We start from the raw sequence: 13,516 nt of genomic DNA, 5'->3' as shown, positions 1-13,516 counted from the left end.
TATGGATTGTTTACCGCTTATTTTTGCTTCACCATTACGCCGTTCATCAGGAAGGTATCGCCGCCTTCGGCTACGATATTGTATACCTTCTGCGTTCCCCCGGCAAACTCTTTCTTTCCAAGAACCACAAATGGCTCATACTTGCCTGTTTTTTCGTCCAGGCAAAGTACGTTTTCGCCTTCGGCGATCTCGCCGATCTTACGGTCGCCGGTACTGGTTCTCATCGGGTGATTGGGCGTAGCGCTCAATACCTTGGCAGAAAGCGCTACCTGGTTATAACCGTTCAGCAACGTTTCCTTTGCCGAAACCAGCGTAAGGCTTGTGATTGCGTAGTTCTTTGCATCGTGCACAGAAAGCGCTCTTACCTTAACGGCGGTGCTCTGCCGGGTCCGGGCGTCTACCGTGATCACCAGATCTCCGGGCCTTACATCGTGCAGTTGTTTGGTGCTGCCATCGGCCATGGTAACTTCCTCGTCGCCGGGGAAACAAACATCGTTGCCATACGTGGCCGACTCCTTTGACAGGTCTTTACCCTGGTTAAGGGCTTTATAGAGCTGGAATCCCAATTCTTTCGACAAGATGTAAGAAAGTTTCAGCACATAGTTTTTCTCAACCTTATTAATGTTGTCGATGTCGTTAAAGTACTGCTCCCAAACCTTTGCATCTGCGGTGAAATTGGGCATACATGCCTTAAATACCTTGCCCTGCTCGTTCGTATAAAAAATGAAGAGGCCGAGCTCCTGCATACCCTCCCTGGCGATCAGCTTGTACAGGTCGATGCGTTTTTTCTGGCCGTCGTCGCCGGTGATAAAATAGGGCTTCCGTGCTTCATACCGGTCGAGAATATAGGCGTTTTCGAACTTCACATACGTGTCATTGTCCAGGTTAGCGATCGAAAAGGTTTTCGCTTTTTGATACTCGGCCATGGTCATCGGGCGCGGGTTGGGTGTTTCCTGCGCCAATGAAAAGGTTGTGATAAAAAGAAGCAGTAGTGTTGACGTTACTTTTAACATATTATTTGAGGTTCGTTATTAGTTCGCGTTAAGCGATTTGTGTGAATGCAGCGGCGAAGGCTTTCATTTCGTCCATGGTGCCGATACTTACGCGGCACCATTCTTTGCCGCTAAATTTCCAGTTTCGCAGCTGAACGCCGCGTTTTGACATCTCTTCGGTAAACTTCTTCGCCTCCATTTTAACCGGGAACAACACGAAGTTTGCGTCTGACGGAATATACTCGTACCCTTCTTTTTTGAGCGTATCGTACAAAAATTGCTTGGATGCCGCTGTTTTCGCCAGCGCATCGGTCATAAAATCGCGGTCTTGGTAACTGGCGACGGCGGCGTTAACGGAAAGCGACGAAATGGAAAATGCGCCGTCGGTATATTCGCCCAGCGCCTGGATCATCGCCGGCTGGGCCACCATATAACCCATACGGAGACCGGCAAAACCATATAGTTTAGAGAAGGTGCGGATCACTACCACGTTCATGCCTTTTTTTACGCAATCGATGGTGGTAGCAGACTTCGGGTCTTTTACATAATCTATGTAGGCTTCGTCCACAAACACGGTTACTTTAGGAGAAACCCGCTCGATGAATGATTTCAGCTTCGCCGTGTCGACGGTGGTTGCCGTGGGATTATTTGGATTTACGATATACACCAGTTTGGTGCTGCCGTCGATGGCTTTTTCCATCGCGTCGAGGTCGAGCTTGTAATCGGCGGTAAGCGGCACCTTTACGATTTTGGCTCCCATTCCTGCCGCGGTGCGGGTGAGGTCATCGTAACTTGGATCGCCGGTGATGATGGATCCGCCGCCTTTCGAGAAATGGGCCGCGCCTGCTTTCAGGAACGGCGATGAACCCGGGCTCAGGCTAACCATTCCAGGACCAAGGCCCTCAAATTCGCTGATCCTGGCGGTTAGCTGGCGGGTGCCGCCGAATCCGTAGCGGAAGCTGCCGTCAATTCCTTCCATGATCGCTTTTTTGGCTTTGGGCGACGGGCCAAACGGGTTCTCGTTAGAGCTGAGACGTGCAGTGATTTCTGCGGGAGCGTTCAATAATTCCTGTTCTTCCTGTGCAAAGTCAGAAAGCGCAGTAAAACCTTTCGGCATGAGCAGCGAACGGGTTTTTGCTGCTGCGGTGTTGAATGATCCTGAAAAGAAAGCCACGCTTCCAGCCAGGAATGCGCTGGACTTGATCCAGCTTCTGCGATCCATTTGATTTGCCATGTTGTTTATTTTAGTATTTTAATAATTAACCTTTTCCTGTTACCGGGTATGTTAAACGCTGCCCGCTCACCCGTGCGTGAATGGCCGAAACCACGCTTCTGGCCGATTCAAATGCGCCGGCCATCCAGGCATTTAAATAAGATGTATGCTCTCCGGCGAAATAAACCTGCTTGTCGGGTTTAATCAGCGCCTGGTAATGCGAATTACGTGTTTCGCTCGTATACAAAGCCCAGCCGCCCATGCTGTAAGGTACTTTATGCCAGCTTACCGAGAACGATTTTTCGAATTCATCCGCATATTGCGGATGAATGAGCGTTCCCTTGGCAAGCGCAAGCTTCTCGCGATCTGGGATAGACAAATCTCCTACCAGCTTCGCTTTTTCATTAAAGTTGTAATACCCGATCAGGACGCCTTTTTTACCGAGGTAATCATTGGATGGGTAGAAGATCTGGGTGAGCTCGTTGTTGGTATGGGTGATCCCGCCGAAAATATGCTCATCTTCCTCCCAGAAACGGCGTTTAAATTGTAGCCCGATTTTCCCCGTTGAGATGTAAGGCGTAAAGTCGATCGCCCGGCTTACATCCGAAGAAAAATTATGGTTCACATTACTTAATACAGGAAGCGGGATGGTACAGATACAAAGATCGCCGGCAAGCTCGTGTGTGCCGAGTTTATCCTTGTACGTTATTTTAACACCGGTATCGGTATTTTGAATATGGGTTACTTCGCTGCCCGTTTTTAACTGGGCAACCACCTTTTTTTCGAGTGCCCTGGCAATCTGCTCCATCCCGCCAACGGCCTGGAACATGGTCATCTGGAGCTCGTAGGTATATTCGGCCACGTTGTAAAAGTCGGGGTCGAGCAAGCCGGAGCTCACCAGGTCGGTAAGCCGGTGCGGGTCGGCGATCTTGCCGGTTTTATTACCGGCGCCGGGCTCTTCGGTGTAACCGCGCCGGGCAGAGGCCTTGTAAAGCTTGTCGATATCCAAACCGCCCTCCGCCCGTAGGTATTCGATCACTTTTTGGGCGTCTTCCCTGGTCATGGCCTGGTCGAGCTTGCCCTGGTCCATGGCTTTTGCCAGCAGCTCGGTGGTATACCCGCGCATGTCATTATGCACCTCGCGCACACGGACCTTCTTATTGGATAGCGGGCCCTTTCCTTCACTGAAGTAATAAGCCCCCTCGTTCACATTGTTATAAACCTGGATAGGTACGCCCAGTTCCCGGCAATAATGCATGGTTAGCGCGTGGTTGTGCGGGATCCGCGAAGGCCCGGCATTAAAATACATCCCTTCGTCGAATTGCCCAATTTGAAGAGCTTTACCGATTTCGGCGGAAGCGGATCCTTTTTTTGGGCTCCAGCATCTTCCGCCGGTGCGATCACGCGCTTCGAGTATGGTGCACTTATAACCCAGTTTTGCCAGCTCATAAGCTGCGGTCATTCCGCAAAGCCCCGCGCCTAAAATAATCACATGTTGCCCGCCGGCGCTGCCCTCTAACTCAAATCCGTGGGCTTCAACAGGGCGTAATAATCCTAACGCCAGCATTAACGAGTAACTTCCGCCTGCCAGGGCGGTGCTTTTTTGTATAAAATCTCTCCTGGATATATTTTTCAACTGGTTTTTGTAAAAAATTTAATAATAAACTGCTATGAAGGTAAAAAAATGAACCGCTTAAGCCAAATATTTGTCATACTTATTCATAAATGATACATTTTTTGAAAAATATATATCAAGCGGACAGGGTTTTGGCAATAATTGGTCTTTCGATAAAAAGAATCGGGGGATTTAAACAGGTCCTTTACTACCCACAAAGTACAGTCTTTGGAAAGAAGGTCGTAAGGGGATTTTCGTTTTGCGGGACTAACCTGTTTCGCTGGGCGGTATTTCCCAGAACTTTTTTGGGGTTTGATCCTTTATCATTTAAAACCATTATTATGGAAACTAAAGATAACTACTACCCCGAGCTTAACGACGATAACTCGGACCGCGACCAGACCTTAAAGGACGACCTTGGCGCAACCACCGATCTTACCAACCTGAAATATAACGAAGAAGCCGGAAGCTATGAGCTTGATGTAACCGGCGACGATCCCGATTACGACCACCCCGATCCTTACGAAACCGCCGCACCCAATGGCGAAGACGATAATTCTGACTGGGACGAAGCCAACCTGTATGTGGGCGACGAGTATAGCAAGAAAGCGTCGCTCGAAACCGATACGGAGAAACTGGCCATGCATATAGATAATGGCAAGATCGTCCAGCTCGACCCGATAGACGAAGAGCTTGCAAAGACACCGGAAGACGACCGGGACGACCTGGACGAAGAAGGATACCCGAAAAATGATACCGTATAACTACGGTCGATTTACTCGATACCCAGGTTAAATCTTCTTCTAAACTCCTCCACCGCCGGATTTTTCTGCACCATGTGCTGGTATTTCTCGGTGGAGGTGTAAAGCCTTTTTTTCTGTGTTTGCTCTACCAGGCGCGAAACGATATCGATGGAAAAGTTCTCCAGGTTAGACCGCAGGAAGTTAAGCAGGTCGATTTTTTCGAGAATCAGGTTGTTTTCAAGCGCTTTATTTTCGACAAGCACTTCGACCAGGAAGTTTTCCAGGAGCCGCGGCGCGTTGGCCGTCATCAGCGTAAAAACGTTCATCTTGCTCGTTCTTTTTGCTCTTTCGGCGTATTCATTCCATGCGCGGAGAAATTGATCATTGGTAAAAGGCTTCCGGCTTTCGCCCGAAAGGTATTCAGGCTTTTTTTCCTCTTCCTTTTTTCCTCCTTCCAGGTCATTTAAATTGGGGATGAGGGAGGCAGACGCAACCAGGCCCGGCTTAATGAACGGTTTTGGCGTGGGCGGGGCATCGGTAATAACTGGTGCAGGTGCGGTTGGCGCCACCGGCGCGGGTTGTGCCGCAGGGACGGCGGGTATAGCCGGCATCGCCGGTGCAGCGGCCGGTCGCTCCGGCGGCTCTACCGCTATGGGTTCAGTTTTTTTTTTAGTCTGGCCGTCTTCGGCAGTTACCTGGTTTTCTGAAAGATTGAGCGCCGAAGCGATGTGACAAAGCTTGATGAGCGCCAGCTCTACCTGCAGGCGTTGGTTCTTGCTCATCTTATAATTAAGGTCGCATTGGTTGGTAATGCTCAGGGCCGAAAGCAGGAATGAAACCGATGTTGCCTGCGATTGCTGCAGGTACTTTTGCCGGATCCCCTCGCTTACTTCCAGCAGTTTCAGCGTAACGGCGTCTTTTCCCACCAGCAGGTTCCTGAAATGCGAAGCCAGCCCGTTAATAAAATGGTTGCCGTCGAAACCGTTCGCCAGGATATCGTCAAACACCACCAAGGTTTCAGGGGTATTTTGTTCTAGCAGCAATTGCGTGATCTTGAAATAATAATCGTAGTCGAGGATGTTCAGGTTCTCGATCACCGACCGGTACGTTACATTCCTGTTAGAGAAGCTAACGATCTGGTCGAACATCGATAAGGCATCGCGCAATCCGCCATCCGCCTTTTGGGCGATAAGGTGTAGCCCGTCTGCATCATACGCTACTTGTTCTTTAGAGGCTATGTTTGCCAGGTGCGCGGCCATGTCTTCAACCCTGATCCGGTTAAAATCGAAGATCTGGCAGCGCGACAATATCGTGGGGAGGATCTTGTGCTTTTCGGTAGTGGCCAGGATAAAGATCGCATAGCCTGGAGGCTCTTCCAGCGTTTTCAGGAAAGCGTTAAACGCCGCTTGCGAAAGCATGTGCACCTCATCGATGATGTAGATCTTGTACCTGCCTGTTTGAGGCGGTATCCGCACCTGCTCGATCAGGCTCCTGATATCGTCTACCGAATTGTTCGACGCCGCATCCAGCTCATGAATACTGAACGAGTTGCCCTGCTGAAACGAACGGCACGATTCACATTCGCCGCAAGGCTCGGTATTGGGCAATAAGTTCTGGCAGTTGATCGTTTTCGCCAATATACGGGCGCAGGTGGTTTTCCCCACGCCCCGGGGTCCGCAGAACAAAAATGCCTGCGCAAGCTGGTTGTTCTTAATGGCGTTCTTTAGCGTATTGGTGATATGCTGCTGACCGACAACGCTTTCGAATGTTGCGGGGCGATATTTCCTGGCCGATACAATGAAGTTTTCCATCGGTGCGAAAATAGGAAGAAGATGCCATATTTCATTCGGGAGGTTTATAAAATGGCTGTTGAAGCAACCGTTTGGCCTGCAAAACCGTCATAACATTATGCGCGGATAATTGTTCCGCAAAATGCGGGCATTGGGGCCCGGATTAAATTGAAGGTTATGTTAAAAAAAATCAATGTATTTATTTTCGCAGCCGGTTTACTTCTGGCATCGCCGTGTTTTGCCCAAAAAGGCGGCTTACACCTCGGTATTAAAGCTGGGGTAAACGGAAACAAGATCGATGGTGTAGCGTTCAAGGATGGTTTTACTTACAGCTACCTCCTTGGAGGCCTGCTCCAGGTGCCCCTTTCCGGCAAGCTGGGCCTGCAGCCGGAAGTGCTGTTTGTTCAAAGCAAAACTACCGCTTCCGATGATGTCTCCCAGCCATTTGATGCGAACGATCCGGCCAACAAGCATGTAAAGCTCGATTATCTTACTATCCCCATCTTGCTTAGCTACGGGAATAACTTGAAGCTGCAATTAGGTCCGCAGTATAGCATCGCTATCAATAAGGATAATTCCCTGATCCAGAATGGCAAGGAAGCATTCAAATCAGGAGATTTCTCTATGGCGGGTGGTTTCCAGTGGAAGCTGCCGGTGTTGGGACTTCATGTGGGCGGCCGCTATGTGGTAGGATTGTCTGAACTAAACGACGTAAGCTCGGGCGACAAGTGGAAGAGCCAGTCGATACAGGTAAGTACCGGGTTTATTTTTTAAAGCTCTGGTAAAGGGCGGAAGCCAAAGCCGCCCTTTACAGGCCTTCTATGGCGGTGATCTCTTTCACCTTATAATACCCTTTGGCAGCAGGCAGGTACACTTCCATTTCCTGCCAGGTTACCTTTAGTGGTTTTCCCGCCAGTTTTAAAGTGCTTCCTGCAAATTGTTCCGAACCGGGAAATTGCCGCAACCATAAAAAGGATTGCTCGTTTCCGGCGGCATCTTTCAGCACGATATAGTTAAACCCTTTCACATCAATCCGTTTAAAAGTACCCGTTGTTACGCTTTTGGCTTCGGCTCCCGTGCCTTTGGTGGTGAGGAGTGAGAGTTGCGCGAAGTTTTCGCATCCCGTTTTAAGCAGGTTCTTTGCCAGGTCGACGCCGATAACCGTCATCGCCGCTTTGTCGTTGATGTCGGCTTTGCGTTCATCCACCAGGCTCATCATGATGTCGGCGTTTTTAGTAATGCAGTTCGTGTAAGCGGCTATTGCCTCTTCGCGGGTCGATATTTTCTTTAAATCGACCAGGTTCACACACTTACAAACACTATCGGTCATTTTTTTCTCCGCAGGCCCCATCGGCGTGTCCTGTGCGAATGACAGGCCTGTACAAAACGCCCACACACAGAAACAAAGAAACAGGTTGTTCATTACTTTATTAACCATATAAATACCAGCTGTTAAGCGTCGTTCAAGGTACAGTATTATTCACTTTGAAAAAAAGATATTTCTTCTTACATTTGCGTCCCGTTTTGTAACGGATAAACAATTAATAATCAATACTTACAAATGCAGCAGTACGAATCAGTGATCATTCTGACCCCGTTGTTATCAGAAGACGTTGCGAAAGAGGCAGTAGCCAAATTCGTAAAGATCTTAACCGATAACGGAGCCGAAATTATCCAGGAGGATAATTGGGGTTTGAAAAAACTAGCGTACCCGATTCAGAAAAAGACTACGGGTCACTATCACCTCATCGAATTTAAAGCTCCCGGTGAATTAATTAACAAGCTTGAAGTGGAGTTTAAAAGGGATGAGCGTATTTTACGTTTCCTTACCATTTCCCTCGACAAACACGCAGTTGCTTATAACGACAAGAAACGCAGCGGCGCCTTCAACAAGAACAAACCTACAACAGTGGAGGTAGCAAACTAATGGCTAAAGAGCAAATTCAGTACGTTACCGCTCCCAAGGTGGAGGATAACCGCAAAAAGTATTGCCGCTTTAAGAAGAACGGTATCAAATACATCGATTACAAAGACGCAAACTTCCTGTTAAAATTTGTAAACGACCAGGGGAAAGTTCTTCCGCGTCGTTTAACAGGTACTTCGTTGAAGTTCCAGCGCAAAGTAGCCCAGGCGATCAAACGTGCACGTCACATCGGCCTGTTGCCGTATGTAACCGATTCATTAAAATAACGGAGGATAAGCGCAATGGAAATTATTTTAAAACAAGACATCAAAAATCTCGGTGAGAAAGATGATGTAGTAAATGTAAAACCAGGTTACGGTCGTAACTACCTTATCCCCCAGGGCTTTGCTACTTTAGCTACTCCTTCTGCAAAGAAAGTGTTGGCCGAAAACTTAAAGCAAGCACAGTTTAAACAGGATAAGATCAAGAATGACGCGTTAGCCACCGCAGCTAAATTAGAAGGTGTAAAGCTTACTATCGGCGCTAAAGCTGGCGAAAGCGGCAAGATCTTCGGTTCTGTAAACACCATCCAGGTAGCTGATGCCCTGAAGAAGGAAGGTTTTGAAGTCGACCGTCGCCGGATCACTTTCGAAACCGAGCCTAAATTTGTTGGCGAGTACGTTGCCAACCTTAACCTCCACAAAGAGGTTAAAGTTCAGGTTCCTTTCGAAGTAGTGGCTGAATAATTAAAGACCGGCTTTACCGGTTATCTTTTAAAAGCGTTCCGTTACGGGACGCTTTTTTTGTTTGCGTGTAACTCCGCACCGGGCATGCTTTTAACGGATCAGTACGGAAAGTTATGGAGACGATAATCCCGGTCCCCAATTATTTTGCCTGAGCCCTTTTAACCGCGTTCCTGGTTAACATGATTTTGCCGGAGTCACCCACTTTTTTATTTTTACAAGGTATGCCCAAAAATGAAAGTACTTCCAAAAGAGCCTCACGCAGTGGTATCAGCTGGCGACGTGCCTGGAAGATCGCTAAAAGAGTGATGCTTATCTATTTCGGAGCGACCATTTTTTGGGTAATTGCCTGCCGCTTTATTAATCCGCCTGTTACGTGGCTGATGGTATCCCGCGGTTTTGAGCGCAAGTTCGACGGCAAACCCTGGCTGATCCGGAAAGACTGGCTGGATTACGACAGCATTCCGCGTAATTTAAAGATCGCCGCAATGGCGGGAGAGGATGCCAAGTTCCTGGAGCACCGGGGATTCGATGTGGAGTCGATCGAACAGGCTTACGAAAAAAACCAGCAAGGCAAAAAGATAAGGGGAGGCAGCACCATTACCCAGCAAACCGCTAAAAACGTGTTCCTCTGGCCTGGCCGTTCATGGATCCGTAAAGGTTTCGAAGTATACTTTACGGTATTGATCGAGGTTTTCTGGAGTAAAGAGCGTACCCTTGAGGTGTACCTGAACGTAATAGAAACGGGCGACGGCATCTACGGCGTAAGTGAGGCCAGCCGCGTATATTTTCACAAAGAGGCGCAGGACCTCAACCGGTCTGAGGCGGCGTTGATCGTGGCGGTGTTACCCAACCCGCGCAAATGGTCGCCGGCTAATCCAACGAGGTATATTTATTATAAGCAGGGCCTTATTTTACGTAATATGCGAAGACTGAAGAAAGCGAAGATCTGATACCCGGTGTTACACCCGTGTCGGAAGACTGAAAACACGCTGGTGCCAGCTTTCTTTAAACGGTACTTCCCATTGCTCGTTTAACCCTTTTACCGTTTGAACCAGGTTGTTAAAAACGATAGTGTCTTCGGTTATTTTACCGGATGCGATCAGGGTTTCAAACGCCGCTCTTCCGCAGGATGCGATCTGTTCCCCATCCCGGTAGGCAATGTTAAACCGGTCAAAAAGATCGATGCTGAATGCGGTTTCGATCTCTTTCATCAGGTTTACCGACTTGTCTATAGAGCAGCCTGTAGCACCCGCCCGGCTTTCGTCGACGGCGAGAATGATAAAACGCGCGTAACGTACCGCAGCCTGTGCCGCCAGCGGATGTCCGTGCGCCAGCCATTGACCGGTGAATGACTCCAGCACCTCTTCCAGTTGCTTTACCTCCGGACCGGTCAATTGCCTGTTCGACTGGTAGATCCATACGCGGGAGTTTTCGGAAATATTCATACACAAAATTACAATTTATACTTTTGGAAGCTATTTTTAGTTCTGATGTTATGCGATCTCAATGTAAAAATTACTTCGCCGGCAGTATCCGGAAGATTTTGGTGCTGATGGCAGTGCTTCCGATATTACCCGGGTTTCGTGCAGCCGACGTTTCGCTTCCCTGGCTGGAGCAACGTTTGCAGCGGTACTTTAATCCCGGGGCGGACGTGAAGTTAAAAAAGTTCGAACTGCATGTTACCGACGAAGGCTTTTTCAGGCTACGGAAGTTTTTTCCCAACGGCAAGCAGGAATATTTCTCCTTTAACCTGCGGCGTTTGAAAGATATCAGTTATCTCGGCGACACCATTTCCGGGACGTTATTACTCACAACCGCCGGCGCCGACATTATCGTGCAGACCTATAACGACAGGAAAGGGAACATCGATTCGATGGCCGGTGCGCTGCCCCTTCCGTTAAAAAATATAGAAACGACTCAGCTCGACAGCATTTCTGAAATGCTGTTGAAGGTAAAAAATTAACACCTGGTTCTTAGAAAAAAATCACACGTTTTCACGGGTTTTTTCTCCGGGAAACGTGGGAAAAAACCCTGGATCCAGGAGAAAAATCACATAAAAACGTGGGAAAAAACACATGATTTTATGGGAAAAAACCCGCTATTTCGTGGGAAAAATCTCCTGTTTTTTTGGGAAAAATCTTCCGGCTTTTTAACGGTAATAAGCGATAAATATCACGACTTTTAGACAACCCGCTGCCTGGTGAGGCAGGGACTCTCTTCTACAAATTTTTAATGTGTGTGTTATTAAAAGCGATCTTCCCCGGATCGCTTTTAACTTTTAAGCCCATTGGCACGGGCCGTGAGTTCCGCAATGTCGAGAACGGTTACGGTATCTTCTTTTTCAAGGCTTTTCACGCCATCGCGGATCATGGTCATGCAAAACGGACAGGCCGTGGCAATAATATCCCGTTGGGTTTGCATGGCTTCCTCAACGCGTTCAACATTGATGTCTTTCCGGCCACGCTCTGGCTCCTTAAACATTTGCGCGCCGCCGGCACCACAGCACAGGCCGTTGGCGCGGCATCTTTTCATCTCCACAAGATCGGCGTCTAACAGCTCGAGGGTTTTTCGGGGCGCTTCATATACATCGTTTGCCCTCCCCAGGTAGCAGGGATCATGGAAAGTGATTTTTTTTCCTTTGAAAGATTCGCCGCCTTCGGCGCGGAGCTTCCCTTCGTCTATTAATTGCTGGATGAGCTGTGAGTGATGTATCACTTCGTAGTTGCCGCCCAATCCCGGGTACTCGTTTTTGAGGGTGTTAAAGCAATGCGGGCAGCCCGTTACGATCTTTTTTACCTGGTAGGCGTTCAGCACCCCGATGTTAGCAATGGCTTGCATCTGGAACAGGAACTCGTTACCTGCGCGCTTGGCAGGATCGCCGGTGCAACTTTCTTCGGTGCCAAGTACCGCGAAATTCACACCGGTATGCTGCAGGATCCCGCAAATGGCACGTGTAATCCGCTGTGCGCGTTCATCAAAGCTGGAAGCGCAGCCTACCCAGAAAAGGATCTCGGGAGTTTGGCCTGAAGCGGCCATTTCGGCCATGGTGGGTGGTTTAGTCATTCTGGAGTTATACGTTTTACGTTATACGTTATACATCCGGCAAAGCGCCGGGGAGCTTTATGGTATAGCGTATGGTTATCAACTGACTTTATTTTATTTTGAGGGCGTTTCACCGAACGTACGCCGTTTAACGTCAAAACCCCTAAGTATCATTTGCCCACGCAAACCTGTCAGATGCCGGGTACTTCCACGGCGCCCCGTTATTTTCTGTATTGCCAAACATGTTATTAATGCTGGCCGGGGCCTGCGATTCCTCCATTACGGCGTAGCGCCGAAGCTCTACGATGATAGAAAGCGGGTCGATATTAACCGGGCAGGCGCGCGTGCACGCATTGCAGGTGGTGCATGCCCAGATCTCTTCGCGGGTAATGTAATCGTCGAGCAGCGACTTGCCATCCGGTTCTCCCGTGCCTTTATCGAGGTGTTTGCCCGCCTCGGTAAGCCGGTCGCGGGTATCCATCATTATTTTACGGGGAGACAGCAGCTTGCCCGTAATATTGGCCGGGCACTCTGACGTACAGCGGCCGCACTCGGTACATGTATAAGCATCCATCAGGCTTTTCCAGCTAAGGTCGGTTACATCTTTGGCGCCAAAACGTGACGTTTCGGCAGCCGTACCGGGCACAAAAGAAGGATCCAGCATGGCCTTCACCTCGTTTGTAACAGACTGCATGTTGGTAAATTCGCCCTTCGGTTCCAGGTTTGAATACCAGGTATTGGGGAACGCCATAATGATATGGAAGTGTTTGGAATACGGCAGGTAATTTAAGAAAGCAAAGATCCCGGTGATGTGGAACCACCAGCATGCACGCTCTACGAATACCAGCGTGTTTTCATTTGCGGGCATCAGCGGCATCAGCCAGGCGCTTACCGGAAACGCACCTGCAACTTTATAATGTTCAGCACCGGTTAGTTGCAGGGAGCGGTCGGCGGCGTTCATGGTGAGGTAAGCGGTCATGAGCAGGATCTCGGTAAGGAGGATATAATTGGCATCCGAGCGCGGCCAGGAAGTCATTTCCGTACCGGTGAAACGCTTAAGCCGGATCACGTTCCTGCGGATAAGGAACACTACGCAGGCCAGCAGTACACCCAGGGCCAGCCATTCGAAGGTGCCGGTTAGGATGCTGTACAGCATGCCTGCGAAGGAAAATACCCGGTGGGTACCCAAAATCCCGTCGATGGCGATCTCGAGCACTTCCATGTTGATGATGATAAAGCCGGCGTAGATTAGTAAATGCAGGATGCCCGGTACTGGCCTTACCACCATTTTCGTTTGCCCGAAAGCTACTTTTAACAATACCATCCACCGTTCCGCTTTGCGGTCGGAGCGATCTAACGGCCGGCCAAGCCGGATGTTCCGGATGATCTTTTTCACATTGAATGTGAAGAGCCCAACCGATGCAGCCGCCAGCAATAGAAACAGGACCTGTGCGATCATAGGATGTGGTTAG

At 49.1% G+C, this 13,516-nt stretch carries 15 protein-coding genes; 7 read left to right on the top strand and 8 right to left on the bottom strand.

Annotated elements, in window-relative coordinates; all coding sequences use genetic code 11:
* Positions 1–17: 17 nt before the first annotated feature.
* From GS398_RS05125 to GS398_RS05115, 3 genes are read right to left on the bottom strand one after another with little or no spacing between them, the layout of a single operon-like run.
* Positions 18–1,013, bottom strand: a complete 996-nt coding sequence (locus GS398_RS05125) for a Hint domain-containing protein (RefSeq protein WP_160905629.1) — start codon at positions 1,011–1,013, stop codon at positions 18–20.
* 28 nt (positions 1,014–1,041) lie between these two features.
* On the bottom strand, positions 1,042–2,226 hold the full coding sequence (locus GS398_RS05120; protein ID WP_160905628.1) for a pyridoxal phosphate-dependent aminotransferase: 1,185 nt from the start codon (positions 2,224–2,226) through the stop codon (positions 1,042–1,044).
* A 25-nt stretch (positions 2,227–2,251) separates the two neighbouring features.
* Positions 2,252–3,841 carry a flavin monoamine oxidase family protein gene (locus GS398_RS05115; RefSeq protein ID WP_202405955.1) on the bottom strand — a complete coding sequence of 530 codons (1,590 nt, stop codon included), beginning with the start codon at positions 3,839–3,841 and terminating at the stop codon, positions 2,252–2,254.
* A gap of 320 nt (positions 3,842–4,161) precedes the next feature.
* Here GS398_RS05115 and GS398_RS05110 point away from each other — a divergent pair, with 320 nt between their 5' ends.
* Positions 4,162–4,584, top strand: coding sequence for a hypothetical protein (locus GS398_RS05110; protein WP_160905627.1), 423 nt, complete (start codon positions 4,162–4,164; stop codon positions 4,582–4,584).
* A gap of 11 nt (positions 4,585–4,595) precedes the next feature.
* Here GS398_RS05110 and GS398_RS05105 read toward each other — a convergent pair whose 3' ends face one another.
* The gene (locus tag GS398_RS05105) at positions 4,596–6,374 is read right to left on the bottom strand and encodes a DNA polymerase III subunit gamma/tau (RefSeq protein ID WP_160905626.1); all 1,779 of its coding nucleotides are present in this window, start codon (positions 6,372–6,374) and stop codon (positions 4,596–4,598) included.
* A 156-nt stretch (positions 6,375–6,530) separates the two neighbouring features.
* Here GS398_RS05105 and GS398_RS05100 point away from each other — a divergent pair, with 156 nt between their 5' ends.
* A complete protein-coding gene (locus GS398_RS05100) occupies positions 6,531–7,127 on the top strand; it encodes a porin family protein (RefSeq protein WP_160905625.1) in 597 nt (198 codons plus the stop codon).
* Between the two features lie 34 nt (positions 7,128–7,161).
* On the opposite strand, the gene GS398_RS05095 is transcribed toward GS398_RS05100, so the two are convergent.
* Positions 7,162–7,791: a hypothetical protein gene (locus GS398_RS05095; protein WP_160905624.1), complete on the bottom strand. Its 630-nt coding sequence runs from the start codon at positions 7,789–7,791 to the stop codon at positions 7,162–7,164.
* Positions 7,792–7,914: 123 nt separating this feature from the next.
* Between GS398_RS05095 and rpsF the strand changes: the two genes are divergently transcribed.
* From rpsF to mtgA, 4 genes are all read left to right on the top strand, one after another.
* The gene (gene rpsF, locus GS398_RS05090) at positions 7,915–8,280 is read left to right on the top strand and encodes a 30S ribosomal protein S6 (RefSeq protein WP_160905623.1); all 366 of its coding nucleotides are present in this window, start codon (positions 7,915–7,917) and stop codon (positions 8,278–8,280) included.
* Positions 8,280–8,543 (top strand): 30S ribosomal protein S18, encoded by a 264-nt coding sequence (rpsR, locus tag GS398_RS05085; RefSeq protein WP_160905622.1) that lies wholly within the window; start codon positions 8,280–8,282, stop codon positions 8,541–8,543. The genes rpsF and rpsR overlap by 1 nt, the downstream gene beginning before the upstream one ends.
* 15 nt (positions 8,544–8,558) lie before the next feature.
* Complete coding sequence (gene rplI, locus GS398_RS05080) at positions 8,559–9,002, top strand: 50S ribosomal protein L9 (protein WP_160905621.1); 444 nt, start codon at positions 8,559–8,561, stop codon at positions 9,000–9,002.
* Between the two features lie 221 nt (positions 9,003–9,223).
* The gene (mtgA, locus tag GS398_RS05075; RefSeq protein WP_160905620.1) at positions 9,224–9,952 is read left to right on the top strand and encodes a monofunctional biosynthetic peptidoglycan transglycosylase; all 729 of its coding nucleotides are present in this window, start codon (positions 9,224–9,226) and stop codon (positions 9,950–9,952) included.
* A 9-nt stretch (positions 9,953–9,961) separates the two neighbouring features.
* Here the strand turns inward: mtgA and GS398_RS05070 are convergent, their stop codons facing one another.
* Positions 9,962–10,447, bottom strand: coding sequence for an ABC transporter ATPase (locus GS398_RS05070; RefSeq protein ID WP_160905619.1), 486 nt, complete (start codon positions 10,445–10,447; stop codon positions 9,962–9,964).
* A 50-nt stretch (positions 10,448–10,497) separates the two neighbouring features.
* Here GS398_RS05070 and GS398_RS05065 point away from each other — a divergent pair, with 50 nt between their 5' ends.
* A complete protein-coding gene (locus tag GS398_RS05065) occupies positions 10,498–10,965 on the top strand; it encodes a hypothetical protein (protein WP_160905618.1) in 468 nt (155 codons plus the stop codon).
* A gap of 308 nt (positions 10,966–11,273) precedes the next feature.
* Here the strand turns inward: GS398_RS05065 and GS398_RS05060 are convergent, their stop codons facing one another.
* Positions 11,274–12,065, bottom strand: coding sequence for a (Fe-S)-binding protein (locus GS398_RS05060; RefSeq protein ID WP_160905617.1), 792 nt, complete (start codon positions 12,063–12,065; stop codon positions 11,274–11,276).
* Positions 12,066–12,207: 142 nt separating this feature from the next.
* Positions 12,208–13,503, bottom strand: a complete 1,296-nt coding sequence (locus GS398_RS05055) for a 4Fe-4S dicluster domain-containing protein (RefSeq protein WP_160905616.1) — start codon at positions 13,501–13,503, stop codon at positions 12,208–12,210.
* Positions 13,504–13,516: the final 13 nt, after the last annotated feature.

This window comes from Hufsiella ginkgonis, assembly GCF_009834915.1.
GTDB lineage: Bacteria > Bacteroidota > Bacteroidia > Sphingobacteriales > Sphingobacteriaceae > Hufsiella > Hufsiella ginkgonis.
This window is presented reverse-complemented; position numbering and strand designations above follow the sequence as displayed.

Bases quoted from the DNA above. Each gene is read 5' to 3' on its own strand.
- GS398_RS05125 (WP_160905629.1), bottom strand. From the start codon at position 1,013: ATGTTAAAAGTAACGTCAACACTACTGCTTCTTTTTATCACAACCTTT.
- GS398_RS05120 (WP_160905628.1), bottom strand. From the start codon at position 2,226: ATGGCAAATCAAATGGATCGCAGAAGCTGGATCAAGTCCAGCGCATTC.
- GS398_RS05110 (WP_160905627.1), top strand. From the start codon at position 4,162: ATGGAAACTAAAGATAACTACTACCCCGAGCTTAACGACGATAACTCG.
- GS398_RS05105 (WP_160905626.1), bottom strand. From the start codon at position 6,374: ATGGAAAACTTCATTGTATCGGCCAGGAAATATCGCCCCGCAACATTC.
- GS398_RS05100 (WP_160905625.1), top strand. From the start codon at position 6,531: ATGTTAAAAAAAATCAATGTATTTATTTTCGCAGCCGGTTTACTTCTG.
- GS398_RS05095 (WP_160905624.1), bottom strand. From the start codon at position 7,791: ATGGTTAATAAAGTAATGAACAACCTGTTTCTTTGTTTCTGTGTGTGG.
- rpsF (WP_160905623.1), top strand. From the start codon at position 7,915: ATGCAGCAGTACGAATCAGTGATCATTCTGACCCCGTTGTTATCAGAA.
- rpsR (WP_160905622.1), top strand. From the start codon at position 8,280: ATGGCTAAAGAGCAAATTCAGTACGTTACCGCTCCCAAGGTGGAGGAT.
- rplI (WP_160905621.1), top strand. From the start codon at position 8,559: ATGGAAATTATTTTAAAACAAGACATCAAAAATCTCGGTGAGAAAGAT.
- mtgA (WP_160905620.1), top strand. From the start codon at position 9,224: ATGCCCAAAAATGAAAGTACTTCCAAAAGAGCCTCACGCAGTGGTATC.
- GS398_RS05070 (WP_160905619.1), bottom strand. From the start codon at position 10,447: ATGAATATTTCCGAAAACTCCCGCGTATGGATCTACCAGTCGAACAGG.
- GS398_RS05065 (WP_160905618.1), top strand. From the start codon at position 10,498: ATGCGATCTCAATGTAAAAATTACTTCGCCGGCAGTATCCGGAAGATT.
- GS398_RS05060 (WP_160905617.1), bottom strand. From the start codon at position 12,065: ATGACTAAACCACCCACCATGGCCGAAATGGCCGCTTCAGGCCAAACT.
- GS398_RS05055 (WP_160905616.1), bottom strand. From the start codon at position 13,503: ATGATCGCACAGGTCCTGTTTCTATTGCTGGCGGCTGCATCGGTTGGG.